The following is a 24997-nucleotide window of genomic DNA, read 5'->3' on the forward strand; positions in this document are numbered from 1 at the left end:
AGGACATGCCTATCGTTCATTTTTATGCGGTGTGTACAAAAAATAGAACGCCGGCAGATTTTCCCGCCGGCGGAGTTCACTCTTTTATTTCTGGGTCTTTTTTTTCTTTTTCCTTTGCATGATTCTGTTCACGGGGAGTTTCGAGCTGAACCGTTAGCTGGTCACCGCCTTTAATTGGCGCACCCTTAGTAATACTTTGTTTTACAACATAGCCTGATCCTTTAAAATTTAATTTTAAATCTGTCAGGGTTGCGGCTTTCATGACATCCCTTATTGACCAGCCCGCCATATCCGGCATAACGGCTTTCCCGTTCGTCTTTAGGATGACCTTTTCACCCTCCAATGCTGTTGCGCCGGCTGTTGGCACTTGTTCGGCAACCTCGCTTCCATCCCCGATGACAATGACATCATATCCTTTTGCTTCAAGATCCCTTTTCGCATTAACAGCAGGTTCTCCTTTAAGGTCGGGGAGCTTTCCGCTCATTACTGGCGCCTGCGTCGAAGGTTTAATATTTAAATATTGAAGGCTGTTCTTCATAACGGAATTAAAAATCATGGAAACCGGCAACGAGCCTTTGAAATAGCTGTCTATTTCAGGCTGCTGTACTGCGACATAGACGATGAGCTCAGGGTTATCCGCTGGTGCCATGCCTAGAAATGAGAAAATATAGTTTCCGGCTCCACTTAAATATCCGTGTCCCTGTGACAACTCCGCGGTTCCTGTTTTCCCCGCCACGCTATACCCTTCAATATTGTAGCGGTTGTGACCCGTTCCTTTCGGGGAAGTGATTACAGTTTCAAGTATATCCCTCACCTTTTTTGCGGCTTCAGGAGTGATTGGTTCAGAAACAACCTCTGGCTTTATTTCCTCAATTGTTTCGCCTGTATCATAATCCGTAATTTTTTTGATTACATGGGGCTTCATCATCTTGCCATCATTAGCAATCGCGGTCGCCGCCTGAACTTGCTGGATAGCAGTTACCGCTGTTCCTTGTCCGAAGGATGTTGTTATTTTTTCAATAGGCCATTCATATCTCAACTGGCTCGTTGCTTCCGAAGGCAAGTCAATACCTGTCGGCTTATCGAGTCCGAACCTTGTTAAGTATTCACGGAAGGTGTCAAAGCCCAGTTTCTCCTTGGCCATTTTTGCAAACGCGACGTTCGAGGATCTCTGGACGCCTTCGAGATAAGTAATGGTACCCCATCCACTGCCGTTATGGTCCTTAATTGGCTTATCTCGTTTTGTTACTTGATACGAGCCTGATTTGTATGGCTCATTTGGCTTAAAGACCCCTTCGTTCACCGCGGCGGCCAATGTAAAGATTTTCATTGTCGAACCTGGTTCAAATGGATACTCAATGGCTTCATTATGCCAGGCTTTTTCAATCCCTTCCCTCGTTTTGGGATCAAATGTCGGCCTTTGGCCCATTGCAAGGATTTCTCCAGTCTTAGGATCCGCTACAATCGCAATGATTTTTTTCGGATTATATTCTTCTACGGTCTTATTCAAGGCATCTTCCAAAAACGTCTGGATTTTTCTATCCAAGGTCAGATAAATATCATTCCCATTCTTTGCCGGTGTAACAAGTTCTTTTCCGCTTGGAAGTAGATAGCCCCACAAATCGCTTTCGTACTCAATCTTCCCGCTTTCACCTTTAAGGCGCTTGTCCATCAACTTCTCGATACCCAGTTTTCCGAAACTCGCATAGGTGCCATTTTCCCTTTCCTTTCTCTCTACGAATCCGACAAGGTGGGAGGCAAAAATTCCATTCGGATAAAATCGCTTGGAATCGCGTTTAAAGGTTATCCCGGGCAGCTTTTCAGCTTCAATTTCTTTTTTCGTCTGGAAAGGAATGTCCCTCCCGGCTTTTCCGAATTCAACCTGGAAAAGTTCCGGCTTCTCCTTCTTTTTTTCAAGAATCCTTATTATTTCACTTTCTTTCATATCAATATATTTTGCTAGTTTCGCCGCGGTCATTTCAGGGTTGACAATATGTTTGGGATTTTCAGGATCCGTCGTCATTTTTTCATCTAGAATGGCGATTAGAGTGTAAGAGGCTGTATCTTCGGCGATTACCTCTCCGGACCGGTCCTTAATCGCTCCCCTGGCTGCTTCAATCGTGCCGTACCGTGTGTGTTTTTGTTCTGCCTTGGCTGCCAGCGGTTGGCCAGCCGCCTCTCCAGTGATGCCGATGACCGAAAAGCGGTATAGGATGACAAAAAAGAGCAGGCTGAATACAAAAAACAATCCAACTGCTCCTTTGTTCATATTTGGTTGTTTCTTGGCCATCTTTATTGCACAACCTTGACGTTATTTTCATTAAGATTTAAGCCATGTTCCTTCGCTTTTAACATAATCCTGTCATATTTGCTTAATTCTTTTACTTGAACCTTCAAGTCTGCGTTGACTCTTTCTTGGTCATTGATGGAGGTTTTCACTTCCTGAATATCTTTATTAACTTTGTAAATCGCCGATTGGGCAGTAACAATCTGAACAGCTCCGAAACAAAGAAGGGCAGCGAATAGTACCCAGATTAATTTTTCACCTGGCGTAACCTGATGCCATAACGCCCTTTTTCTTTCCGGTTTTGTAACGTGTTGCCTTTCTTGGCTCTGCTGTTCCTGGAGTTTTCTGGCTAAACTGCTCATTCTTTCCCCTCCTGAACTTTTTCCTCTTTTATCTCATCTAGTTCTCACGAATTTCTTATCGTTTTTCAGCAATTCTTAATTTGGCCGATCTGGCCCGGTTATTTTCCTCGAGTTCTAATTCCGATGGTACAATCGGCTTTCTGTTAATTAGTTTTAATTCGGGCTCAAATTCCTCTGGAATGACTGGCAGGCCAGGCGGTAGAGGAGGTGTTTCAGAAGCCTGCTTAAATGCTGCTTTGCAAATCCGGTCTTCGAGTGAGTGAAAGGTGATAACGGATATCCTCCCTCCACTTTTTAAAAGGCTGATTGCCTGCTTTAACGATTTTTCAAAAACACCTAGTTCATCGTTCACCGCTATTCTGATTGCTTGAAAAATCCGCTTAGCGGGATGGCCGCCTTTCCTTCTGGCGGGCGCAGGTATTGCCTCTTTGATTAATTCGACGAGTTCAAAAGTAGTTTCTACTGGCTTTTTCACTCTTGCCGCTTCTATTTTCCTGGCAATTTGCTTAGAGAACTTTTCTTCTCCATAACGGAAAAAAATCCTCACAAGGTCTTCATATGGCCAGTGGTTGACAATATCGTAAGCGGAAATGTCTGCGCTCCGGTCCATTCTCATATCGAGCGGGGCATCATGGTGATAACTGAATCCGCGTTCCGGAGTGTCTAGCTGGGGAGACGAAACGCCGAGATCATATAAAATACCATCTACGTTATGTATCCCAATCTCCTCGAGTTCACTTTCAAGGTGAAGAAAATTACTTTTAATGATCGTAAGCTTGTCCTCATAGCCACGAAGCTTTTCTTTAGCATTAAGGATTGCTGTCTCATCCTGGTCAAATGCAATCAGCCTGCCACCTTCGCCGAGCCGCCGCACAATTTCGAAGCTATGGCCCGCTCCGCCAAGGGTACAATCAACATACGTTCCATCAGGCTTGATGTTCAAGCCGTCTACTGCTTCGTTCAATAACACTGTTGTATGATCAAACATGCCAAGCCACCTTTCCAATCGAACGACACTTAAAAAGAATTATACTAAAATAATATTCCCTTTAAATATCGAAGCCAATCATATTTTCTGCAATTTCAGCAAAAGAATCCTCGGACTCCTGGAAGTATTCTTCCCAAATCTGTTTGCTCCAGATTTCAATTCGATTGGAAACTCCTAAAATTACACATTCTTTTTGCAATTGCGCATAGTCCAGCAATGGAGCCGGGATATTGATTCTCCCCTGCTTGTCAATTTCACTTTCCGTTGCCCCGGAAAAGAAAAATCTCGTAAAAGCACGGGCATCTTTTTTCGTAAGCGGAAGAGCTTTAAGCTTTTCTTCAATGACACTCCACTCTTTTAACGGGTATCCGAACAGGCAGCGGTCCAATCCACGGGTAATAATGAACATTTCCCCAAGGTCGTCCCTCAGCTTGGATGGTACGATCAGGCGTCCCTTATTATCGATGTTATGATGGTATTCACCCATGAACATACCCGGTACCCCCACTTTCTAATTAGAATGTACCACAATCCACCACTTTCCTCCACACTTTTTTAAAAAACATGCGAAATAGTTAGCGAAAAATTCAGAATTCAAGAGCGGACTCCTTTTTTAAAAAATAAAAAAGCCCCACCTGGAAGGTGGAGCTTCGCTTAAATGCGGACCAATTTGTGGGTGCCATCAAATTCATATTCAAGTTCTGCAAGTCGATTTACGAAATCAAGGCCATATTTATTTAAATAATAAAGGACATTCCAGACCCGTTCCTGGGGCAATCCCTCAGGTCGGAGAGCCATCGATATACGGGAATATTTATCAAGTGTAACTTGATGCCTTTGCTGTACTGCATCCTCCAGCTTTTTTTGCATAAAAGTAAGCTGGCCGATGACAATCTCTTCGTTTTTCTTCAGCATTGTCAGCAAGGATGGGGCAATTTGGGCCGTCTTTTCATGGAACTTGTCGTACTGTTCCAAAACCTGGTCCTTTGCAGATGTGAAAACACTTTCCAATTCACGATCACGGATACTGTCCATAAAAGCCTGCTTTTCATTGTCCGTTCCCCGCCTGATGACTTCGGAGACATCCATTTGCAATTCTTGTAGGTCGGTTTCAATTGAACGTTCAAGAATGGTTATATTCAATCTCGGGACAATTGGCGGCATTTTAATGTCAAAGTGCTCAAAAATCAGTTTTAATTCGGCCCAATAGGCAATTTCTCCCGGACCGCCGATAAATGCAAGCACAGGGAAAAGCCATTCCTGCATGAGCGGCCTGGTTACCACATTGTTACTCAGAAGCTGAGGTTCGACTCGGGCGATTTCCAGCAATTCATCCATTGAAAAAGAGAAGGCCGCATTTTTGCCGACAAATAATGCTGTTTCCGAGTTATATTCGAGCAAGACCCTTTCATTTGTGTTGATGTCATAATAAAAAAGGTTGGCAGATTGGTCAGTGGCTTCTATTAAAGTAGGAAAGCCTTCTTGAATTATTGCCTTCTGCTGAAATGACAGGCTGTCAGCCACTGCCGCATGGTTTCGGATGATCGCATCGAAATACCCGCTTTCAATCTGCCGCAATCCCGGATGCCCCGAGTCCACGATGAGCAGTTCCGTACCTTTAAATAGTTCCATAAGGATTCCTGCAAAAAAATCTGTAAAAGTTTCGGATTTTTCAAGTGTGCTTTCAATCAAATAGAGTAATTCTCTTGAGTGAGCCGTTTCCCCAAAGTGGGAGACAAGTTGGCCTGCCCAATTTTTACAATGCTCCTTATTGATTTCTATATCCGTTACCATGATCTTTTCGTGTACTTTTTGCGGAAAAATCCATTTGTTTGCGATTGTTCCCTCGGGAACGTACAGATGATTCACTTCCTGGTAATCGTGGTCTTCCCCGGCGATCCAGAAAATCGGGACTACCGGAATTCCCAGTTCTGCTTCCTTCTGGCGTGCCAATTGAATGATTGAAATCACTTTATGGATTGTATACAGCGGGCCGGTGAATATCCCCGCCTGCTGTCCGCCAATTACCACCACACTATCCGGATGTTTCAATTTTACAATTGAGTGGCTTGTTTCCTCTGATTCCGTAAATCGGGCCATATAACTTTCAATATGATTAGCAAGCCCTTCCCTTGGGAACTCACGTGAGCGAAGTTCCTCAACTCTGTTCCAGTAGGAGGAAGGCTCATTATATGTATAATGAAAAAATGGCTTAATTTGGTCTGTCTGCTGCAAATACTCTGAGGCAAATCGGTTGGCAGCGGGCATTAAGAGATTTGAAATCTCCATACAGTACTCCCTTTCTAATTAACAATTGTTCATACCATATGAGTATAGCACTAACATAATCAAATGAAAAAAGACTTTGCTTTAGCCTCTTTTCTAATAGTTAGGGCAGATGGACAGCGACAATCGCGCGCTGAACGAGCCCGTACAGTATGAGGGCGACATACCCAATGAAAAACAGTAAAAATGTGAATCTCCAAAACCCCTTAAAAACCTTGCCAAACAAGATTTCACCTTTTACCTTCCAATGAAGGACCGCGAACCCCATCAACGTTGTCATCAGGATCATAAGAATCACCCAGTCGAAAGATGTTTTCCATATCGTGACGAGCAAATAATGCACGGAAATAATTAGAAGGCATGTAGTCGCATTCAGTGCATAGTTTACTGAACGCCGATGGTTCCCGGTAATGGGCTTGAAAATGACAAAAACGAGCAAATAACCCAGAACTGGCAGGAAGATAAACAACGCAGCAACCGATGATAAAAATGTGCTCATCGCATCTCCCTCCTGGAAGCTAGTTCCCTGCCCTTAATTAAGTGATAATATGTGCTGATCATTGGCGTTTTCAACTTTTTTCTATAGGCTTCGTCCACTAGAAACCCAAGAATGGCATCCACTTCAGTCGGCCTCCCCGCATCCAGGTCTTTTAGCATGGATGAACGGTTTTCAGCCGTATTTCTGCAAATTCCCTTCACTTTTGTAAGAGCATTGGTTCGGTCGGTGAAGGAAAGGATTTGGGCTACCTCATCAAATAACCCTTCCAGCGCCTTTTCAAAATATTTGTTATTGACAAGCTCCCCATTATTCACTCCGAGAATGGCGGTTAGAGGGTTAATGACGGCATTAGCCGCCAACTTGTTGGCCAGCATCTTGTAATAATCGCCTGCAATTTGGATAGGAAAAAAATCTGGAACATTTCGGGCGAAATTCTCTAATAATTCAGAGCTTCCCCGATAAACCGCAACTCTTGTTATGCCTGCCCCGTTATGGCTGACAGTTGTCGGGTTTTCCCTAAGTGCCCCATGCTCCACGGAACCAACATAAATATTCTCTGCACTCAAGTGAGCAAGAGCGTTCAAATGGCCCATTCCATTTTGAAGGAAAAGGTAATTCCCGCCCTGCGGTAGGCCTTCCAGAATCGATTCAAGCTGATACTGCTTTACGGCAATAATGGTTAATTCGGCCTCACCGATTCCTTTATCCAACGGAACCGCGTTGACTTGGGCGGTTAAAGGCCCAATTCCTTTCTTAAGCTGGACCCCATGCTTATTGATCCAGTCTGCCTGCGCCTCGGTCCGTGTGTATAAAGTAACCTCAAAAACCCTATGTAAATAGGCGGCAAAGAGCAATCCAATTGAACCTGCACCTACTATTCCAATTCTCATGTTAAAAACTCCCCGTCTTCTCTTTCCCTACATTTTACCAAAGTTCCGGGACCTTTGTACTCTTAAAATACAAAAATTAAAAGGCTTTCCCCCAGAAATGGCGGGAAAGCCGGTCGAAAGCTTAAACAGGATAAACTGGGTGTTTCCTTGTGCTGAAGTGCAGTTCCTTTGTTTCATAATGGCCAAACCGTTTAATTAACACTTCCCTGAGTTCGGAAGGCGCGACGATTTCATCAACGATCAGTTCGGAAGCCAGTTTGTATATATCGATATGCTCCTTATACTCCTGGTGTTTTTCCTGAACAAAAGCAAGTCTTTCCTTTGGATCGTCTATTTCATTAATTTTGTTTGAATAAACTGCATTAACCGCCGCCTCTGGCCCCATGACAGCAATTTGCGCCGTCGGCAGGGCTATACACACGTCCGGTTCGAATGCCGGTCCCGCCATTGCATACAATCCGGCCCCATAGGCCTTCCTGACAATAACGGAGATTTTCGGTACGGTTGCCGAACTCATTGCAGCAATCAGTTTTGCTCCGTGCCTGATAATTCCGGCCCTTTCCACTTTCGTCCCAATCATAAAACCCGGAACATCCGCAAGGAACAGCAGCGGAATATGGAAGGCATCACATAGCTGGATGAACTTCGCACCTTTGTCGGCGGAATCAACAAAAAGCACACCGCCTTTTACCTTAGGCTGATTGGCAATGATTCCAATGGTCCTGCCCCCTATCCTGGCCAAGCCTGTAACCAGTTCCGGGGCGAAAAGCTTCTTTATTTCAAAAAAACTTCCCTCGTCTATAAGCGCATTGATTCCTTCAACCATATCAAACGGCGCATTCTGGTTTTCTGGAATAATAGCTTCAAGGGCCCTTCCTTCCACAGTCGGAATAGCCTCTACAATCTTTGGGCGCTCTGTAAAATTCGCCGGAAAATAGGATAGATAGTTTTTCGCTGTTTCAATTGCTTCTTCCTCGGATGAAACAAGAATGTCGCCACAGCCGCTGACTGAACAATGCATTCGCGCGCCGCCCATCTCCTCAAGCGTCACCTTTTCTCCAATCACTTTTTCAGCCATCCTTGGCGAACCCAAATACATGGACGCATTTCCGTCAACCATAATGACAATATCGCAAAATGCCGGTATGTACGCTCCGCCAGCCGCTGATGGCCCAAATAGGAGGCAAATCTGGGGAATCACTCCCGAAAGCTTCACCTGATTGTAAAAAATCCTTCCAGCGCCCCTTCTGTTTGGGAACATTTCCAGCTGATCTGTTATCCTTGCCCCCGCTGAGTCAACAAGATACAGTAACGGCACCTTTAGTTTTTCGGCTGTTTCCTGAATACGGATGATTTTCTCCACCGTCCTGGAACCCCAGGAACCCGCTTTAACCGTCGAATCATTGGCCATAACACAAACCGTCTGGCCGCCAATCTTGCCAATTGCCGTAACGACTCCATCGGCAGGAAGCCCTCCTGCCATATTATTGGCAAACTTTCCATCCTCTTCATACTCTCCGTGGTCGAACAAAAGTGACAGCCTGTCTCGGGCGAAAAGCTTTTTCTGTTCCTTCAGCTTTTCATGGTATTTTTCTTGGCCGCCCGCTTCCGCTTCTTTTCTTTTATCGATTAATTTCTGCTGAATTGGATTCAATCCCGTCATCTGCTGCTCCCCCTATTCCAGAGTCGCCAATACATCGCCTTCATTTACGAAGTCGCCAACGGCCACCCTTAGTTCGCTCACTTTTCCGGCTGAAGTACTTTCAACAGGAATTTCCATCTTCATCGATTCCAGGATGAGGATTGTTTGCCCTTCTGTTACCTCATCCCCCGAAGTTACTAAAATATTAAAAACTGTCCCTGCCATTGAAGATACGACTTCTTTCATATCTTGTTCCTCCCAACATATTTTATGGCCTGCCTTGTACTCTCCGCTTCAATCATCGAATCGGCATCGCAAGAATTATGCGATAGCATAATTCACGATTTACGAGGAGTCGGTGCCCTTCGCTTCAATCAACGTTATAAAAACTCGACCTAATTTTTTAACACAGCCTCGTTTAAAAATGCGGTGGTGTAGTTTCCTTGTGTGAAATCTTTATTTTGCAAAATTTGCTTGAAGAGAGGGGCGTTCGTTTTTATTCCTTCAATCGTCAATCCGTCAAAGAATTTCGTGGCATTTGAAAGAGCTATGGCCCTGCTTTCACCAGAAAAAATGCATTTGGCGATCATTGGGTCATAATAAGGCGTTACAGTATTCTCCTCCCCATACCCCGAATCAATTCTCGTACCATTCCCTTTTTCAAAGGAAAAGGCATTTATTTTACCCGGGGAAGGCAAAAACCTCACAGGGTCTTCTGCGTAAAGGCGAAATTCAATGGCATGTCCTTGTGAAGTAATTTCAGACTGCGTTAAAGGAATTTTTTCACCTGAAGCGGCGAGAATCTGCCACTCTACTAAATCAATCCCTGTGATCTCCTCTGTAACCGGATGCTCAACCTGAAGCCTGGTGTTCATTTCAAGAAAATAAAAATTTTCGTCCTCATCAAAAATGAATTCAATTGTCCCGGCATTTTTGTAACTGACAGCCTTAGCAGCTTTGAGAGCGGTTTCAAAAAGTTTGTTTCTTGTCCCTTCTGATAGAAATGGGGATGGGGACTCTTCCACAACTTTCTGGTTCCGTCTCTGGATGGAACAGTCCCTTTCAAACAGATGGACAATGTTCCCATGGCTATCTCCAAAAACCTGGACCTCGATATGCCTGGCATTTTCAATGAATTTCTCCAGGAAAACGGCATCGGAGCCAAAGTAAGCCTTTGCCCTGGCCTTTACCGAAGCAAAGGATTTTTCAAGTTCCGTTTGCCCGTGGCATTTTACCATGCCAATCCCGCCTCCGCCGCTCGACGCCTTAAGCATTACTGGATAACCTATTTCCGTTGCGATGCGCGCTGCTGCTTCAATTGTTTCGACTCCTCCGCTGCTGCCCGGAACAACTGGGACGCCAGCCTGTTCCATCGTTGTGCGGGATGCTACTTTATCCCCCATTAACCTGATTGTTTCAGAATCGGGACCGATGAAGGTGAAGCCATCTTTTTCAGCCATCTCTGCAAAATCAGCATTTTCTGATAAAAACCCATAGCCCGGATGGATGGCATCCGCTCCAAGCTCTTTAGCAACACGAATGATTTCCTCTCCTTTTAGGTATGATTTCATGACAGGAGGTTCTCCTATCCGGACAGCCTTAGTAGCAGCCTGGACATATGGCAACGATTCATCCGCATCCGAATAGATGGCAATCGTTTCAACTCCCATTCTTTGGCATGTTTTGATGATTCGTAATGCTATTTCTCCTCTGTTCGCAATCAATATCCTTTGCACACCTTACCCCTTCCTCCCCCTGGTTTTATGATTGTCCAGCTCATACGTAACTTATTGAGAGACAAACATTTGAATGGAGGTTTTTCTTTTAGCTATTCTTTTTTCAAAAAATTGAATCCCTCTACTATGTTTCTACCATATTCTCTGAATAACCTGCAAATTTTGAAATTGATTTTTAGGCACTGAAGCAGAATTTTTTGATTTTTTGTTATATAATAAGTGTATTCTCAGAATTGTACATCTTTAGAATTGTTTCTTCTTGAGCTTCAAATAAAGAGCGTATTTTGACAGGGGGTTGGACAATTGCCAATAAAAGTGGAGAAACTAAAAGTTAACTACAAAACATTGGAAGAGTTTAAAAAATTTAAAGAGTATGGAATTCAAGAGCTATCCATGCTGGAGGACCTTGAAGCAAATATAATCGAAAACGACAGCCAGTCGCCTTTTTACGGCATCTACTTCGGTGATAAGCTCGTTGCAAGAATGAGCTTATATGAAATTGATGCGAAGTTCGACCGCTATTTTGACCCACCCCAGACGTATCTTGAGCTATGGAAGCTCGAGGTCCTTCCTGATTACCAAGGAAAAGGGTACGGGACAGCCCTTGTTGAATTTGCCAAGAGTTTCGGCTTTCCTATTAAGACGAATCCGCGTGTCGGCTCGAAAAGTTTCTGGGAGAGGCACGGATTCACTGATGTTACTTATGAAGTCGAACGCGATCTTGGGGAAAACCCTCTTGTCTGGTATCCTGAGGGCGTTGGGGCACAGCACCACTAAGGAAATAGTATAGAACGTTAAGAGGCCGCAACAGATTTCCGTGCGGCCTCAATTCATCTAATCCAACGTGATTCTCCACTTTTTCTCTTATTCTACTCTCTCAAGATTCCCATATTTATCAATTTGAAATTTTGCCTTTTGCTGTCCTAGACTTTCTTCCTCCTTTTCAGAGGCCATTTTCCTCGCCTTGTTCAAGATATTTATTAGTGCTTGATAATCCTCCCGCAGGCCGGTTAGTTCTATAGCCAGGCTGTTGTTTTCCTTTTCAAGTTCCTTCACTCTTTCACGAAGCTGTTTCTGCTCATCCTCATTTGTGGCGGCCCTCCCAGCAACTCTGTAAAGTTTCTCAATATAATTTAGAACAACGTCCAGTTCGATTTCGGGTTTCGCCTGAGGAAGCGAGGGGGTTTCTGCAACTTGCGGTTCCTGGCCAGCAGTATCCTTCAAAATCTGCTTGCCAGCCTTTTTACCCTCTTTTCTTTGCTTCTTCGCATGTTCAATTCCTGACTTGTATTGTTTCCTTACATGCGAATTCCACCTGAACCCGCATGCGGCTGACGTCCGGGAAAGTTGCCTGCCTACTTCTTCAAATGCCTGCAGCTGGGTACCTCCCTCTCTGATGTGCCTGAGAATCACCTCTGCAAGGAGCAAGTCTTCATCCGCTGTCCACGCATCTTGTCTTGTAGATGACATTCTTTTCATCCCTCCTATTGTTTTTACTCATACATATGCATGTAATAGGAAAGATAGAATGAGTAGAAGACAGCTGATTTTGCATGTTGTCGTTTAATTTATACTTACCGATTTTTGTTTAGAAACTTTGCCACTTGCCTGTGGTGGGCTTCGCTTTCCCATAAAGTGGCGCATATTCCAACTTCCTTTTCAATTCTTCCTCGGAGCTGCGATTCTTCCCACTTGTGAATCCAGATTGTCTTAAATCCTTGTAATACCGCTCCTTCATGGCGGGTCAACTGGGCGAGAAACGCTCTTCCTGCATGAAGCGGGTCCCCTTCGTAAATCCAATCAATGAAACCCATTTCCGACAATTCCTCTACCGGCTGAAGCCCACCCCCCATTAACATTCTCATTGCAGAAGGGGCCGGCATTTTTTCTGACAGAATGGATCCTCCTCCCCAACCTGTTATAATCCCTTGCTGCCCTTGTATAAATCCTGCCTTTGTTCCTTTTTTGCCTATTCGGAAGTCGCAAGCAGCCGCTAATTCACAACCACCCCCTACAGCTGTCCCGTTCAATATTGCCAGCGTAGGCTTTGGAAGTGTCAGCAGAGCATAAAGGACTCGAGCCATTCTCGAAAGCATGTTAAATGCTTCATTCTTCGTTTTCAGAGAATGAAACACGGATAAATCCCCACCCGAGCAAAAAGCTTCTTGCCCAATTCCGGTAACTGCAACAGCTTTTATATCGTCATCCTGCGCTGCCTTAATCAGTTTCTCAAGGCCTTCCATCACATCGAAATTTATCGCATTCCGTTTCTCTTCTCTTTCAATAGTAAAAAGAAGGACACCATCTACAAGCTCTCCAATTGAATAAGCCAAGTTCCTACCCCCAAAAGACTCTTTTTAGCTATATAGGTTGAACTAGAAATTTTCTTTCCATGGTGAAGCTTTGTTGATTTTCGCTTCACAAAGGAAACCTTCTGAGATTAATCATCGCAGGGACAGGCGGTTTTTGCCTGTCACGAGGCACACAGCGCCGCGCGGGGCGTCAGTGGAGCCTCCTCGGCGCCTGTGGGGTCTCCACCTTGCCGCCGCATTCCGCAGGACAAACAGCTTCCTCGAATAGTCTTTGCACGAAGAAAATGCGATAGCACAAAGGAAAGCTTCTGTGAATCCTCATCGCACGAAATTATGCGTTAGCATAATTGAGGATTTTCGAGGAGTCTTCGTGCCTTCTGCCCCAATCAACCTGCTTCCTAGGCTAATTTGTGTAAAAATTAAATTCAACCTATATAGATCATTGCATTAAAAACGAAAAAAGCACAAGGGATTCACTCCCTTGTGCTTGATCGTATGGAAAATTAGTCGTTTACAACTTCTTTCCCCTTGTATGTTCCGCAAGCTTTGCAAATACGGTGAGCAAGCTTCATCTCTCCGCAATTTGGGCATGCCACCATACCAGGAACATTTAATTTAAAATGAGTGCGACGTTTTCTCTTCGCAGTTTTAGAAGTCCTTCTAAAAGGTACAGCCATTCTTCCCACCTCCTTAAAGGGTTTAAGAAAGTTATGAAGCCCAGAGATGCTGGTTTCTTCACTTTGCTTCTTTTTGCCGATTATGAATCGGATGATTTGTTGTCATCAAAAAACTTGGCCAGATCTGCAAGCCTTGGATCGATTTTATTGCTTTGGCTCTCCTCTGTGACGACTTCCCAATCCTTTCCGGATTGCGGGGCAGCCCCTTCGGAATTTACATCATCGCAAAATACTTGCATGGGAACCTCAAGAAGCAGGATTTCCCGTATGACAGGCATTAAATCGACCACATCACCTTTTACTTGGTGGGCATCCTCATCTGTTTCATATCCAGAAATATTGAAAAGGAATGTTTCCGTTGTTTCGACATCCACTGGATAATTGACATCAACTAGAGTCCTTGAACACGGCAGGATTAAATGACCGTTAATCCTGATATGGAATGCTACTTTCGTGGCACCAATATCGGCCCGTCCAGTAATATGGATCGGGGAAACTTCCCTAATTGTGGAATCAATCTCCTTGATTTCATCAACTCGGATTGTTTCATCAATGGCTAGTTCCTGGTTCCGTATTTTTTGCAGCTGGTTAATTGTCCATTTCATTTATACCACCCCAAGGCAACAAAGGTAATTATAGCTTCCACAAAACTATTTGTCAATATTTTTTCTTTACACCTATTCCTTCCTCAGCAAGCATACCAAACGCTTTAACACAAGATGTTTTCTACTAGTTTAACCTTAATTATAACCAACAAACATAATAGAACAAATCATAATTTTACTGTTGTTCAACGTTGATTTATTATAAAAGTAGTTTGTACTGGATAGGGAGGATTTTTTTTGAAAGCTGCAGGAGTTGTTGTCGAATACAATCCTTTTCATAATGGACACTTATATCATTTGAATGCGACAAGAGAAATGAGCCAAGCGGATGTTGTGATCGCCGTCATGAGCGGCAACTTCCTTCAAAGAGGGGAGCCGGCACTTGTGTCAAAGTGGGCCAGAACAAAGATGGCTTTAATGAACGGGGCTGATCTGGTTTTCGAACTTCCATATCAATTCAGTACCCAGAAAGCCGAAGTTTTCGCAAACGGAGCTATAAAAATCCTTGATGCAGTTGGCTGTTCAACTCTTTGTTTTGGAAGTGAGTCCGGAGACGCCGAATCATTCACCGCAACCGTAAACTTTCTCGAACAACGAAGGACAATCTATGACAGCCTAATTCGGAATCACATTAAAACTGGTGTCAGTTACCCAAAGGCAGCCTCTTTAGCATTGGACGAACTTAAGGCGCCCCATGGCACTATTTCATTATCCGAGCCAAATAACATTCTCGGGTATCACTATGTAAAATCAATCCAGTCCTTAGGAAGCAAGATAGAACCATTAACCGTCAAAAGAAAAAGCGCTAATTATCATGATGAAGATTTTGCCTCTTCTACAATCGCGAGCGCCACTAGCATCCGGAAATCACTTTTTACAAGAAGTGGCGGACTTGACTCTATTAAGCAGTACATACCGGACGGAACGATGCAGTCGCTTGAAGAATACCTGGCAGATTTTTTGCAATTCCATTCTTGGGATATGTATTGGCCTTTTTTAAAATACCGTCTAATTCAAAGTTCTCCGGATGAATTGAATTCCATTTATGAAGCCGAGGAAGGACTTGAAAAGAGGCTTGCGGCGGTGGCTCTTAAAGCAGAAAGCTTTTTTGAATTTATGGAGGCTGTGAAAACAAAGCGGTATACATGGACGAGAATCCAGCGGTTATGCACACACATCCTTGTTAATGCAAAAAAAGAAGAAATGCCCAATACGGAAGATAGCCCTGAATATATGCGTCTGCTTGGGATGTCTCGCCTTGGTAAATTGTATTTGAATAGGAATAAAGGACACTTTACCCTGCCAGTCGTCTCAAAACTCTCCGCTTTTTCAGGAATTGGGATTGAACTCGATAAAAGGGCGTCCTATATTTATGCACTGGGGCTAGCGGGAAGTAAGTCCCAAAAACTGTTGGAAATGGAATACAGCCAACCTCCCCTTTTCATTGAAAAGAGATGAAGCGTTGTGCTTCATCTCTTTCTTTTTTTCGGTTTTAGTTTTTCAAGGTAGTCAACGGCTTCGTCAAATGAATCAACGGGGACAATTTTCATTTTTGTTTTAATGTCTTTGCCGGTTTTGAGTGCAGCCCGGTAGTTTGAATCCTTAGCGCCTTCTTCGTTTGGAGCAAAAAATATTTCAGCACCGGCTTTATCGGCAGCGACGATTTTTTGCTCTATTCCGCCGATTGGCCCGACAATCCCTTCGGATAAAGTACCTGTTCCGGCTATTTTATAGCCTTTTGTCAAATCATCCTCCGTCAGTTGATTATAAATTTCAAGTGCAAACATAAGGCCGGCAGAAGGGCCGCCGATCTCATCTGTTTTCACTTTTACTTTCGGCTTGACAATGATGTCTATGTCATCAACCAGATAGATTCCAATTCCCGCCTTATTCGGGTCATCCTTAAATGATTCTAGCTGAAGGGATACATTTTTTTCTTTGCCCTTTCTGCTAAATGTAAGGGTTACCTCATTTCCGGCAGTTTTTGAATTCAGGTAATTAAGCAATTGATCTCTTGATTGTAGCCTTTTTCCGTCTGCTTTCAACAGCATGTCCCCTGTTTCCAGCTTCCCTTCAGCGGGCATGCCAGGAGCAATCCCCATTATGTAAACACCTTTATATCTGTACTCCACTGGTATCCCGGCTTTTTTATACGCGGCTTCAATCGCGCTTGATTTCGAGCCTTCCATCATATGCATTTGTTTCGTGTTATACTCTTTTTCGCTTTCACCCTTGCCAAGGACTTCGTCAACAGAATAAATTTCTTGGTATTTGCCGAATTTTGCCAAAAGGTACGTATAGATATTTGCCCTTCCCATCCGGACAGTCGTCAGCATGAAGCTGCCCTCTTCCTCATATCCGTTTTCCACCGTAATAATCGGTTCCAGTTCCTTGGCAAGTCCCGGTTTTGACACATAATATGGCAATGAATAAAATATACTTGCCATGAAAAGCAAAGCGGCAAGTATATAGGGAATCCTCGAGTTTTTATTGCGCATTCTATTACTGCTCCTTCCAGCGCCCAATGGCTGTTCTAATTGGCCCAATCTGTTTTCGTGCCTCTTCTTCCCCTATTTTAATAATATCTTCAATATTGGTAAAGGCTCGTGAACTGAAACGGCCCACCTGCGGGCGAATCATAACGTCCGAGGCCACTTCCCTGTATTGCAGAAGTTCTGTCTGCATAATATCGATACTCTGCATAATAACATCATAGATGGAGTCAATTTCAGCATTCCTTTTTACACCAGACACATCGACGGCAATAACTATATCCGCTCCCATTTCCTTAACGACAGAGACAGGTATCCGGTCGGCAACCCCACCGTCAACCAGGATCCTACCGCCTATTTTTTCTGGTATTAGAATTCCTGGTATGGAAATACTTGCTCTCACTGCTTCTGCCGCAGGTCCGCTTTTGAACACAACCTTTTCTCCAGTCAATAAATCGGTTGCAACAACCGCGATAGGCAAATCAAGATCTTCGATATTTTTGTTATGGGTAAACAGCCTGATGAACTCCTTTACCCGCTTTCCTGAAATAAACCCCATTTTCGGAACAGTAAAATCAAGAAAATACTTCCGTTTGAACGAAATAGAAAATTTATAAAAACGCTCCAAGTCGATCCCCGCCCCATAAAGGCAGGCAACAAGCGCGCCCATACTGCTTCCTGCAATCAGATCAATCGGGATGCCCTCATCAGCCAATACTTTTATTACCCCTAAGTGGGCAAACCCCCGGGCTCCTCCTGATCCAAGTGCCAAACCTATTTTTGGAACCATCCATTCCCGCCTCCCTTGAATGGTATCTACCTTACCCAACTGAAAATCTCCTTCAATCTTATGGTCTAAATCATTTTTCTATGAGTATATTGTGATACAGGGACAGGCGTTATCCCTGCTTATTATCATGCAGTCGGCTTCAACACCTTCTCACTGTAAAAGCAAACAATCCATCATTGCCGAGAGGAATAAAGGCGGCTTTTTCCATTTTATCATTAGCCCTTATTCGCTGCATCATTCATTTTCCTTCTCCAAGGAGGCCTGTCATGTTCCGGTCAAAAGTAAAAACAATCCTTCTGGCGGTTTCTGTTACGATTATGGCCGCATCTCTGATTTCCTACCCCCAAGAATCATTCCAGGCGTCCATCCGCGGCTTGAACATGTGGTGGGAAATCGTCTTTCCATCGCTCTTGCCTTTTTTTATCGTCTCCGAAATGCTGATTGGATTTGGCGTTGTTAAATTTATCGGCGTACTGCTTGAACCCTTCATGAGACCACTTTTTAAAGTTCCCGGGGTGGGCGGTTTTGTATGGGCGATGGGGATGGCCTCGGGTTTCCCCGCAGGGGCCAAGTTGACAGCCAGGCTGCGCCAGGAAGGGAATCTGACCAGAATTGAGGCGGAAAGGCTCGCTTCCTTTACAAATTGTTCTAATCCCTTGTTCATTTTTGGAGCTGTCTCAGTTGGATTCTTTCATAATGCGCATCTAGGTATCTTGCTAGCTATTTCTCATTATCTCGGAAACATGTGTGTCGGTCTGCTCATGCGATTTTATGGAAAAGACGAACGTCTGACCCGTAGCGGGCGCCATAAAAAGTTTAAGATTCGTGAAGCCCTTGCCGCGCTACATCGAACCCGCATTAAAGATAACAGGCCCATCGGAAAACTCCTAGGCGATGCTGTCACATCATCGATTCAGACACTGCTTATGATTGGTGGATTCATCATTTTATTTTCAGTTATAAATAAGTTGCTTTTTCACTTGCAGGTCACAGCCTTCCTCGCTAATGGTGTCGATATGGTGCTGTCCTCCATTTCCTTCTCGGAAATGCTTAGTATTCCTTTTATTTCAGGACTATTCGAAATAACCTTGGGAAGCCAGCTTATCAGCCAGGTCCAGGAAGCAACCCTTCGCCAACAGGCAATTACGACAAGTTTCATTCTAGCATTCAGCGGTTTCAGTGTCCTGGCCCAAGTAGCGAGCATTTTTGCCCAGGCAGACATCCGATTTAGGCCTTTTTTCTTTGCAAGGATTCTACACGGATTTTTTGCAGGCATATTTTCATTTTTATTGTGGGAACCCTTCTACATCAGGATTGCTGGCTCAAACGTTCCACAGGACGCCGTTCCCGTTTTGTTACAGGGTGGAGAGAACATGTTTTCCATATCCCATTTTGCAATCGCAGAATTAGGACCGCTCATTACACTTTCATCCTTGATTATTTACATAATCATTTTATATCGACGGCAAAGGGTATAGTCTGCCTACCAAGAAGCGCGATCCCATAAAAAAAAGCCAGTCGGATAGTTACCCGTTGACTGGCTTTTTTGTTATGTATTGAACTTTTCTTTTAAAGCTTTTTCAACGTAAGGCGGGACGAGTTCTGAAATTTTTCCGCCATACTTCGCCACTTCCTTTACAATACTTGAACTAAGAAAGGAGTATTGGTTATTCGTCATGATAAAAAAAGTTTCAATTTCTTCATTCAGTACCCGGTTCATTGAAGTGATCTGCATTTCGTATTCAAAATCGGATACCGCCCTCAAGCCTCTGATAATTGCACCTGCATTCACACTCTTTGCATAATCAACTAAAAGCCCCTGGAAAGAATCAACTTTTACATTTTTCAAATCGCGTGTCACTTCGCTGATTAAAGAAATTCGTTCTTCCACTGAAAAGAGCGGGTTTTTTGAGGAATTATTAAGAACAACGACATACACCTCATCAAAAACCCTCGCTCCCCTCCTGATGATATCAAGATGTCCGTATGTGACAGGATCAAAACTTCCCGGACAGACTGCAATGCTAGTCACTTTCATTTCCCCCTTGCCCTGTTTCCCGAAAGGCATAAATTGAAATTGCAATAATACCATAAATTTCATCTTTTATTCTATTTAGGCTTCCCACTGTTTCAGGCAATTTGACCTCTTTGCCGTGTTCACAGATAATTTTTCCGTCGAGTTTGAGTCGCTCATCATCACTGATCCGCTCCAGCAGCGAGATAAGCTGTTGTTTCTTATAGGGAGGGTCAAGAAAAATATAGTCAAACTCCAGGCTGCGCTTTTTTAGTGCTTTTAAAGCCCTTTGTGAATCAGTACGATACACTTCCGTTTGTTCCTCAAAAGAACAGGCCTTAATATTTTCCTTTATCGTCATTACCGCCTTCGGATCACGATCGACAAAAATCACTTGGTCCAACCCTCTGCTAAGTGCTTCAATGCCAAGCCCACCGCTTCCCGCATATAAATCAAGCCCTGTTCCTCCGGAAAAAAATGGGCCGATCATATTAAAAATTGCTTCCTTTACTTTGTCCGTAGTCGGCCTTGTACCCGTACCAGGCACCGACTTTAGCGGGCGGCCTTTGCAGATTCCCGAAACGACTCTCATCTTAATCACCGCAAATCATAAATTTACTTTTTTCATAATCCTAACACAATTGGCGCTCACAGCCAACCAAAAGTAAAAGCGTGCATAAGGGGCAAAATTTTATGAAAAGGCGTGTATAACCAGGACCTCGCTGGAAATAATGGTAGTAACAACATCAATTCGAGATGTTGTTGCCAACCGCGGAGAAGACTTACGTTTCCCCATAAGTTCTTCCTCCGGTTTCTCCTCTCCCTTTGCCTTCTGTCCCCGATGGGATATAGAAGGGCCCTGCAGGCTTTTGCCGCAGGGTTTTTTCTTTTCCTCAATGATTCCGTCAAGGGAGCAAAAAAGCGAGGGCAGATTGCCCTCACTTTTAAATACCCATTTTGTAATCATATTCCTTCGCTTTATCGGGTGCGGCGTTTTCATATTCCACTCTAATAAAAGGCTTGTACGATGGTTCAACCTTTTTTACAAAGGAGTATGACTTCAGTTTCTCCATAATGGTTTCTATATCACTTTGGTCACAGTATATAACAGCGTACTTCAGTTTTTTAGAGACGTAATGGACATTCCCGAACCTTCTAAGCATTTTGGCCTGTTTTAACGTATATAGCCAGACCACTAATCCTTGCCTTTGTCCAAACATTATTTTTTCCCCTTCATACTAGGTGTTACTTATTAGTCTAGCATATGAAAACCGGTTTAATCAATTGGCTTCCCTTAACAAGTTGGGAAGAACTTCCGAAACAGATGAAAGATTACTGCTTGGAACTATGTTGAAAAAGGAAAAAGGCCGGTGCGCCGGCCTTTTAATAAGATTTTTTACGGGCTTGCTTATGCGGAGCAGCCGCAGCTTCCGCCCGTTCCACAGCCGCCGGTTCCGCAGTTGGATCCGGTATCGAAAAATGGATTTCCAGTCGGGACTTTTATATGTTTTGAAACAGAACTGCCGATCATTACACTGATTTCATCCAAAAGCGACTGGAGGTCATTTTCAGCTAACTTAAACTCCGCGACATGTTTATCCATATCCATATCCCTTTTAGCTTCCCTGATTTGCATCATGATGCTCTTGTAATCAGGATGATATTTGCCGAACCGCTGGACATCCTCATACTGATCTTTCAATTTAACAAAGCGGGAAATCTTGCTTTGGGTTTCCCGGCTTGTACGTAATTTATATAAACAATCCCGATAATGCTCTGCAACGTTGGACTCCAAGACCATTTTTCCCAACCGCTCGGCATGTTCGAGTAATTCTACTCTCTCAATTGTAGCAAGCAAATCTGCCCACCTCCATTGTACATTTTACCATGAAGGCAGGAAAAAGGTGAAATTTTCTTAACGCTGTCCTTTTTTTACCATATCAGGAGTTTTTAATCAGCTTCCCGAACTCTTCATTGACTGAAACATCTGGAACATCATGGATGCCATTTGTACCCCATTTGAAAATTTCGCGACTCTGTGTGGAATCGTCCTTTCAAAATAATATAAAGATGCAGTTTCAAAATCCTGCAGTCCATGGGGATTCCTTGATAACTTACGGTACCAGACTGGCTGCTCCCGAATGAACTGCTTTAAATCCTTTCTTCCAATTATATAATCCATTACTTCCGTTCTCATGGCCGATTCCTCCTGTCAATCTTTTCGGAATGGGAAAGGCTGCGGAGGCGGAGCTATTTCAGGACGGGGCTGCTGTGGAGGCGGCGCACTGCGGAATTGGTTAATCAGCCCCTGGATTGTACCAAGAGTTTGACTTAGATTATAAAGGTGGGATTGCAGTTGAGCCGGATCCATTTTTTTGGCGAGAGTAACGAATTGATTCACCAAGGCCCCCGCCCCTGTGTCCACGTTTTCCGCAGCGGGCTTATCCGAATGAATAGCTTCCTTCTGAGTGGTCCAGCGGGGATCCTCCTCGCCAAGCAAATACCAGTCCTCATATAGTTCCTGCCATGTTGCCCTCCCATCCCGGACTTCCTGGATGATATGGGGGTGGCTTGAAACAAATTCTTTAAACTTGCTGACAGTCGGGTGCAGCTTGTTTTCCGCCATGATTCATCCACTCCTTTTTCATGCCTATAGCATTACGATATGCCGTCAGCCCCAAATTGTGAAAAACAGTCTTAAAACTATAAAAAGACAAAAGGGAATGGTACTATTTACAATAGAAAAGGGGAGAACGAATTGAAAAATAAACTCGAAAAGCTTCTGAAGGAATACGTAGAACAGGCAACTGAAACAGATGTAAAAGCTCTTTTACATGTCTTAAAAGGCATGAAAAATAAACTGGAAGGCCATTCGTCAACTTATATCGGCGGAATCCTTCATTATGAGAAGAATCCCGAGGAAACCGTCTGGGAAGTAAACATCCCTATAAACCCAGTTCTCTTTAATTCTTTAGGAATCGTACATGGAGGAATTACGGCGACACTCGTCGATTCGGCAATGGGTACACTTGCGAACAACCTTGTTCCTGAAGGATACGGCGCTGTCACTTCCCAGCTGAATGTTCATTATCTTGCCCCAGGTATTGGAGATGGTCTTCGTTGCCGAGCCGAAGTTGCCCATCAAGGGAAAAACACTATGGTGATTAGTGCGGAAGTCTTCCGGACCGATGGAAAAAAAGCTGCACAGGCAACCGGAAGTTTTTTTATTGTCGAAAAAAAGGTCAGCAGCGGGGAGTGATGCATTTTGGTAACAGCTATCCTGATTCCTCTCATTTGCCTTTATTTTCTTTGGCTCACGATTAGAGAGGCTAGGGAGAATGAAGAGAAATGGCTTGATTCCGGAAAGGCTAAGGAAGAAGCTTTTTTAGAAGGAACCATTACTTCAATATTACAAGAAAAACAAAGATTTTATTACCACCGCTATTTGGCTGTCCAGGAGCTTTCGATCAAGTCTGCAGGTGGGACCGTTCAGGCCCGTATCATAACACCATTGACGAAAGATGCCAATTTGAAGGATTTTCGTCCCGGCCAGACAGTCCGAATTTACGGAAGCTGGCAAAAAAATTGGTTCCACGCCAACAGGGTGGAAACAACGGAACAAAATAAATAGGAGGCCGGCATGTGCCAAGCCTCCTATTCAAGCCACTTCTGAATAAAATTCTGTGTATAATATTTGTGGTGCACTCCTACACCGATATGGGTGAATTCTTCATTCAGCAAAGATTCGCGGTGTCCTTTGCTGTTCAGCCACCCTTCCATGACAGCGGGGGCATCCATATAATTTGCCGCAATATTCTCTCCCGCCGCCTGATATACGACTTTGGCTTTTTTAAGGCGGTCGGCCAAATTACCGTGTTTTTCGGAAATATGGGAAAAAGTATTGCTTTCAAACATGTCCAGGCTGTGGCCATAAGCAACTTCTGCCGTCTTTTCATCCAATTTTAACGGCTCTAACTCATGCCGCAACCTCAATACATTCGTCAAATCAAAGATTTGTTTCTCTACTCCGCCCTCAACCTCATGCCACTCTTCAGAAGCAAGTGGCTCCGCTTCTATGAGCTCTCCCCTATAGGCAATTTCATACGGCCTCTGTTTAATTAAAGTTTCGGCATCAATAAACCTGACACTCGACAAACTACTTGTAAATTTATCGACATACAATTGGGCAAAAATGTCCCCAAATTGAATAAGCGGCATTGTATTAACATCGGTATCTGTCAGTTCAATTCGGTAAGAGTTCCCGTCATATTCCATTGATATATTCGTATGTATGGAAAACGAAGTGAAAATTTCTTCAAGCGGCATACCTATCGTGAAAGGAGCAACGGCCGCATCAGGCCCAATCGCATATACAGTAACCGCCCTTTTGTCAGCAATCCCTACCTGAACGTATTTATTTAAATCAAGATTATAAATATACCAATCATAATCATAACTCGATTTATCGATCCTCGCTGGTTTGCCTAGCACCTTTTCCACTTCATGGACAGACTCGCCTATCAAGGTGGACAGCCCTGAGTCTGGCCTGTCCGGAATTTCATAATTGGATGAACCTTTATTTGGCTCGGCAGGCTGCTCCTGTTCGGGTATAGGCTCTTCATGAATGAGGGAATCCTTGTCCCTATTTTCATCCTGACTAACATAAAATCCGATTGTAAGAAAAACTGCAGACAGTATCATTATCCGTACTAGCGTCCTCAGAGCCATCCCCCCTCCCGTTTTCTTTTATATTTATGTAAAGGAGAAAAAATTTATTTCGTATAACCTTTCCTCGGTAAAAAGCTACTAATTGAAGCCATTGCTTACATTTGTTTATTCATTATTACATTCTCTATTATAGCAAAATCAATGTGTAAAAGGGCAAGAAGCAAATCATGCTTGGAAGATCATCTGATTTTTTCTATTAGTAAACAGATTAAAAGCGCCTTTCCGGCGCTTTTTTAATGCTGAACTCCATTATAGTTTGTTTCAGAGATTTCGGATAGTGCATCTCCTGCCTGATCATCTGTTAATTCTCTTACGGCGAAATCACCGAGTGAAATAATGCCGAGCAGCTTATTGTTTTCAACAACAGGCAGTCTCCTAATCTGATGCTTTGCCATTAACTTTGCGGCTTCTTTTGTTGAAGTATCCGGAGTAACAGTGATTAGATCCTTCGTCATTAGCTGCTCAACTTTTGAAGAACCTGGATTCTTTTCCGCGGTCCCCCTTATGACAATGTCTCTGTCTGTAATAATGCCTGCTAGCTTTTCTCCATCCAAAACAGGTATAGCCCCGACATTCAATTCTTTCATTTTGACAGCGACTTCGTACATATTATCGAGCATTGAACAAGTTTCAACATTTTCAGTCATAATTTCTCCGACTTTTTCCATCATAATGCCTCCTGCCGTATT

General features: G+C 43.7%; 29 protein-coding genes. 5 read left to right on the top strand and 24 right to left on the bottom strand.

Annotated elements, in window-relative coordinates; genetic code table 11:
* Nucleotides 1–76: 76 nt before the first annotated feature.
* From D1B31_RS17455 to D1B31_RS17500, 10 genes are all read right to left on the bottom strand, one after another.
* A complete protein-coding gene (locus tag D1B31_RS17455) occupies nt 77–2290 on the bottom strand; it encodes a penicillin-binding protein (protein WP_118922783.1) in 2214 nt (737 codons plus the stop codon).
* Nucleotides 2291–2292: 2 nt separating this feature from the next.
* Complete coding sequence (gene ftsL / locus D1B31_RS17460) at nt 2293–2649, bottom strand: cell division protein FtsL (protein WP_118922785.1); 357 nt, start codon at nt 2647–2649, stop codon at nt 2293–2295.
* Nucleotides 2650–2704: 55 nt separating this feature from the next.
* On the bottom strand, nt 2705–3637 hold the full coding sequence (rsmH, locus tag D1B31_RS17465) for a 16S rRNA (cytosine(1402)-N(4))-methyltransferase RsmH (RefSeq protein WP_118922787.1): 933 nt from the start codon (nt 3635–3637) through the stop codon (nt 2705–2707).
* Nucleotides 3638–3698: 61 nt separating this feature from the next.
* Nucleotides 3699–4130, bottom strand: a complete 432-nt coding sequence (gene mraZ / locus D1B31_RS17470; protein WP_118922789.1) for a division/cell wall cluster transcriptional repressor MraZ — start codon at nt 4128–4130, stop codon at nt 3699–3701.
* A 161-nt stretch (nt 4131–4291) separates the two neighbouring features.
* Nucleotides 4292–5926 carry a bacillithiol biosynthesis cysteine-adding enzyme BshC gene (gene bshC / locus D1B31_RS17475; RefSeq protein WP_118922791.1) on the bottom strand — a complete coding sequence of 545 codons (1635 nt, stop codon included), beginning with the start codon at nt 5924–5926 and terminating at the stop codon, nt 4292–4294.
* Nucleotides 5927–6026: 100 nt separating this feature from the next.
* Nucleotides 6027–6422, bottom strand: a complete 396-nt coding sequence (locus tag D1B31_RS17480; RefSeq protein ID WP_118922793.1) for a DUF3397 domain-containing protein — start codon at nt 6420–6422, stop codon at nt 6027–6029.
* Complete coding sequence (locus D1B31_RS17485; RefSeq protein ID WP_118922795.1) at nt 6419–7312, bottom strand: 2-dehydropantoate 2-reductase; 894 nt, start codon at nt 7310–7312, stop codon at nt 6419–6421. Before D1B31_RS17485 ends, D1B31_RS17480 begins: the two co-directional genes overlap by 4 nt.
* A 121-nt stretch (nt 7313–7433) precedes the next feature.
* Nucleotides 7434–8975 (bottom strand): acyl-CoA carboxylase subunit beta, encoded by a 1542-nt coding sequence (locus tag D1B31_RS17490; protein WP_118922797.1) that lies wholly within the window; start codon nt 8973–8975, stop codon nt 7434–7436.
* 12 nt (nt 8976–8987) lie between these two features.
* A complete protein-coding gene (locus D1B31_RS17495) occupies nt 8988–9200 on the bottom strand; it encodes an acetyl-CoA carboxylase biotin carboxyl carrier protein subunit (protein WP_118922799.1) in 213 nt (70 codons plus the stop codon).
* 149 nt (nt 9201–9349) lie between these two features.
* Nucleotides 9350–10690: an acetyl-CoA carboxylase biotin carboxylase subunit gene (locus tag D1B31_RS17500; protein ID WP_118922801.1), complete on the bottom strand. Its 1341-nt coding sequence runs from the start codon at nt 10688–10690 to the stop codon at nt 9350–9352.
* Between the two features lie 303 nt (nt 10691–10993).
* Here D1B31_RS17500 and D1B31_RS17505 point away from each other — a divergent pair, with 303 nt between their 5' ends.
* Nucleotides 10994–11467, top strand: coding sequence for an N-acetyltransferase (locus D1B31_RS17505; protein WP_118922803.1), 474 nt, complete (start codon nt 10994–10996; stop codon nt 11465–11467).
* 87 nt (nt 11468–11554) lie between these two features.
* Here the strand turns inward: D1B31_RS17505 and D1B31_RS17510 are convergent, their stop codons facing one another.
* The 4 genes from D1B31_RS17510 to D1B31_RS17525 all read right to left on the bottom strand — a co-directional run bounded on the left by D1B31_RS17510 (nt 11555) and on the right by D1B31_RS17525 (nt 14284).
* On the bottom strand, nt 11555–12160 hold the full coding sequence (locus D1B31_RS17510) for an RsfA family transcriptional regulator (RefSeq protein WP_118922805.1): 606 nt from the start codon (nt 12158–12160) through the stop codon (nt 11555–11557).
* Nucleotides 12161–12264: 104 nt separating this feature from the next.
* Nucleotides 12265–13023, bottom strand: coding sequence for an enoyl-CoA hydratase/isomerase family protein (locus tag D1B31_RS17515; protein WP_118922807.1), 759 nt, complete (start codon nt 13021–13023; stop codon nt 12265–12267).
* A gap of 482 nt (nt 13024–13505) precedes the next feature.
* Entirely contained in the window at nt 13506–13679 is a 174-nt protein-coding gene (gene rpmF / locus D1B31_RS17520; RefSeq protein WP_053366094.1) for a 50S ribosomal protein L32, read from the bottom strand.
* 80 nt (nt 13680–13759) lie between these two features.
* Complete coding sequence (locus D1B31_RS17525) at nt 13760–14284, bottom strand: YceD family protein (protein ID WP_118922809.1); 525 nt, start codon at nt 14282–14284, stop codon at nt 13760–13762.
* A 237-nt stretch (nt 14285–14521) separates the two neighbouring features.
* Between D1B31_RS17525 and D1B31_RS17530 the strand changes: the two genes are divergently transcribed.
* A complete protein-coding gene (locus tag D1B31_RS17530; RefSeq protein WP_118922811.1) occupies nt 14522–15742 on the top strand; it encodes a nucleotidyltransferase in 1221 nt (406 codons plus the stop codon).
* 11 nt (nt 15743–15753) lie between these two features.
* Here the strand turns inward: D1B31_RS17530 and D1B31_RS17535 are convergent, their stop codons facing one another.
* A complete protein-coding gene (locus tag D1B31_RS17535) occupies nt 15754–16782 on the bottom strand; it encodes a SepM family pheromone-processing serine protease (RefSeq protein WP_118922813.1) in 1029 nt (342 codons plus the stop codon).
* A gap of 4 nt (nt 16783–16786) precedes the next feature.
* Nucleotides 16787–17566, bottom strand: a complete 780-nt coding sequence (locus tag D1B31_RS17540) for a patatin-like phospholipase family protein (protein WP_118922901.1) — start codon at nt 17564–17566, stop codon at nt 16787–16789.
* 266 nt (nt 17567–17832) lie between these two features.
* Here D1B31_RS17540 and ylbJ point away from each other — a divergent pair, with 266 nt between their 5' ends.
* Complete coding sequence (gene ylbJ / locus D1B31_RS17545) at nt 17833–19044, top strand: sporulation integral membrane protein YlbJ (protein ID WP_118922814.1); 1212 nt, start codon at nt 17833–17835, stop codon at nt 19042–19044.
* A 71-nt stretch (nt 19045–19115) separates the two neighbouring features.
* On the opposite strand, the gene coaD is transcribed toward ylbJ, so the two are convergent.
* From coaD to D1B31_RS17580, 6 genes are all read right to left on the bottom strand, one after another.
* Complete coding sequence (gene coaD / locus D1B31_RS17550; RefSeq protein WP_118922816.1) at nt 19116–19598, bottom strand: pantetheine-phosphate adenylyltransferase; 483 nt, start codon at nt 19596–19598, stop codon at nt 19116–19118.
* Nucleotides 19591–20172: a 16S rRNA (guanine(966)-N(2))-methyltransferase RsmD gene (gene rsmD / locus D1B31_RS17555; RefSeq protein ID WP_118922818.1), complete on the bottom strand. Its 582-nt coding sequence runs from the start codon at nt 20170–20172 to the stop codon at nt 19591–19593. Before rsmD ends, coaD begins: the two co-directional genes overlap by 8 nt.
* Nucleotides 20173–20524: 352 nt before the next feature.
* A complete protein-coding gene (locus D1B31_RS17565) occupies nt 20525–20800 on the bottom strand; it encodes a YlbG family protein (RefSeq protein ID WP_118922822.1) in 276 nt (91 codons plus the stop codon).
* Nucleotides 20801–20988: 188 nt separating this feature from the next.
* Nucleotides 20989–21438 carry a YlbF/YmcA family competence regulator gene (locus D1B31_RS17570; RefSeq protein WP_118922824.1) on the bottom strand — a complete coding sequence of 150 codons (450 nt, stop codon included), beginning with the start codon at nt 21436–21438 and terminating at the stop codon, nt 20989–20991.
* 96 nt (nt 21439–21534) lie between these two features.
* Entirely contained in the window at nt 21535–21777 is a 243-nt protein-coding gene (locus D1B31_RS17575; protein ID WP_118922826.1) for a YlbE-like family protein, read from the bottom strand.
* A 15-nt stretch (nt 21778–21792) separates the two neighbouring features.
* Nucleotides 21793–22206 (bottom strand): YlbD family protein, encoded by a 414-nt coding sequence (locus D1B31_RS17580; protein ID WP_118922828.1) that lies wholly within the window; start codon nt 22204–22206, stop codon nt 21793–21795.
* 132 nt (nt 22207–22338) lie between these two features.
* Here D1B31_RS17580 and D1B31_RS17585 point away from each other — a divergent pair, with 132 nt between their 5' ends.
* Both D1B31_RS17585 and D1B31_RS17590 read left to right on the top strand, forming a co-directional pair.
* Nucleotides 22339–22839: a PaaI family thioesterase gene (locus D1B31_RS17585; protein WP_118922830.1), complete on the top strand. Its 501-nt coding sequence runs from the start codon at nt 22339–22341 to the stop codon at nt 22837–22839.
* A 6-nt stretch (nt 22840–22845) separates the two neighbouring features.
* Nucleotides 22846–23211, top strand: coding sequence for a DUF4131 domain-containing protein (locus D1B31_RS17590; protein WP_158587579.1), 366 nt, complete (start codon nt 22846–22848; stop codon nt 23209–23211).
* Between the two features lie 23 nt (nt 23212–23234).
* Here the strand turns inward: D1B31_RS17590 and D1B31_RS17595 are convergent, their stop codons facing one another.
* Together D1B31_RS17595 and D1B31_RS17600 are read right to left on the bottom strand one after the other, a co-directional pair.
* Nucleotides 23235–24281, bottom strand: coding sequence for a CAP domain-containing protein (locus D1B31_RS17595; RefSeq protein WP_240035319.1), 1047 nt, complete (start codon nt 24279–24281; stop codon nt 23235–23237).
* A gap of 260 nt (nt 24282–24541) precedes the next feature.
* Nucleotides 24542–24976 carry a CBS domain-containing protein gene (locus tag D1B31_RS17600; RefSeq protein ID WP_118922836.1) on the bottom strand — a complete coding sequence of 145 codons (435 nt, stop codon included), beginning with the start codon at nt 24974–24976 and terminating at the stop codon, nt 24542–24544.
* Nucleotides 24977–24997 lie beyond the last annotated feature (21 nt).

Source organism: Neobacillus notoginsengisoli (assembly GCF_003515685.1).
Classification (GTDB): domain Bacteria; phylum Bacillota; class Bacilli; order Bacillales; family Cytobacillaceae; genus Bacillus_D; species Bacillus_D notoginsengisoli.

Bases quoted from the DNA above. Each gene is read 5' to 3' on its own strand.
- D1B31_RS17510 (WP_118922805.1), bottom strand. From the start codon at position 12,160: ATGTCATCTACAAGACAAGATGCGTGGACAGCGGATGAAGACTTGCTC.
- D1B31_RS17480 (WP_118922793.1), bottom strand. From the start codon at position 6,422: ATGAGCACATTTTTATCATCGGTTGCTGCGTTGTTTATCTTCCTGCCA.
- rsmD (WP_118922818.1), bottom strand. From the start codon at position 20,172: ATGAGAGTCGTTTCGGGAATCTGCAAAGGCCGCCCGCTAAAGTCGGTG.
- D1B31_RS17580 (WP_118922828.1), bottom strand. From the start codon at position 22,206: ATGGCGGAAAACAAGCTGCACCCGACTGTCAGCAAGTTTAAAGAATTT.
- D1B31_RS17595 (WP_240035319.1), bottom strand. From the start codon at position 24,281: ATGATACTGTCTGCAGTTTTTCTTACAATCGGATTTTATGTTAGTCAG.
- D1B31_RS17565 (WP_118922822.1), bottom strand. From the start codon at position 20,800: ATGTTTGGACAAAGGCAAGGATTAGTGGTCTGGCTATATACGTTAAAA.
- mraZ (WP_118922789.1), bottom strand. From the start codon at position 4,130: ATGTTCATGGGTGAATACCATCATAACATCGATAATAAGGGACGCCTG.
- bshC (WP_118922791.1), bottom strand. From the start codon at position 5,926: ATGGAGATTTCAAATCTCTTAATGCCCGCTGCCAACCGATTTGCCTCA.
- D1B31_RS17535 (WP_118922813.1), bottom strand. From the start codon at position 16,782: ATGCGCAATAAAAACTCGAGGATTCCCTATATACTTGCCGCTTTGCTT.
- D1B31_RS17455 (WP_118922783.1), bottom strand. From the start codon at position 2,290: ATGGCCAAGAAACAACCAAATATGAACAAAGGAGCAGTTGGATTGTTT.
- D1B31_RS17575 (WP_118922826.1), bottom strand. From the start codon at position 21,777: ATGAGAACGGAAGTAATGGATTATATAATTGGAAGAAAGGATTTAAAG.
- ylbJ (WP_118922814.1), top strand. From the start codon at position 17,833: ATGTTCCGGTCAAAAGTAAAAACAATCCTTCTGGCGGTTTCTGTTACG.
- D1B31_RS17485 (WP_118922795.1), bottom strand. From the start codon at position 7,312: ATGAGAATTGGAATAGTAGGTGCAGGTTCAATTGGATTGCTCTTTGCC.
- rpmF (WP_053366094.1), bottom strand. From the start codon at position 13,679: ATGGCTGTACCTTTTAGAAGGACTTCTAAAACTGCGAAGAGAAAACGT.
- rsmH (WP_118922787.1), bottom strand. From the start codon at position 3,637: ATGTTTGATCATACAACAGTGTTATTGAACGAAGCAGTAGACGGCTTG.
- D1B31_RS17540 (WP_118922901.1), bottom strand. From the start codon at position 17,566: ATGGTTCCAAAAATAGGTTTGGCACTTGGATCAGGAGGAGCCCGGGGG.
- D1B31_RS17490 (WP_118922797.1), bottom strand. From the start codon at position 8,975: ATGACGGGATTGAATCCAATTCAGCAGAAATTAATCGATAAAAGAAAA.
- D1B31_RS17495 (WP_118922799.1), bottom strand. From the start codon at position 9,200: ATGAAAGAAGTCGTATCTTCAATGGCAGGGACAGTTTTTAATATTTTA.
- ftsL (WP_118922785.1), bottom strand. From the start codon at position 2,649: ATGAGCAGTTTAGCCAGAAAACTCCAGGAACAGCAGAGCCAAGAAAGG.
- D1B31_RS17525 (WP_118922809.1), bottom strand. From the start codon at position 14,284: ATGAAATGGACAATTAACCAGCTGCAAAAAATACGGAACCAGGAACTA.
- D1B31_RS17600 (WP_118922836.1), bottom strand. From the start codon at position 24,976: ATGGAAAAAGTCGGAGAAATTATGACTGAAAATGTTGAAACTTGTTCA.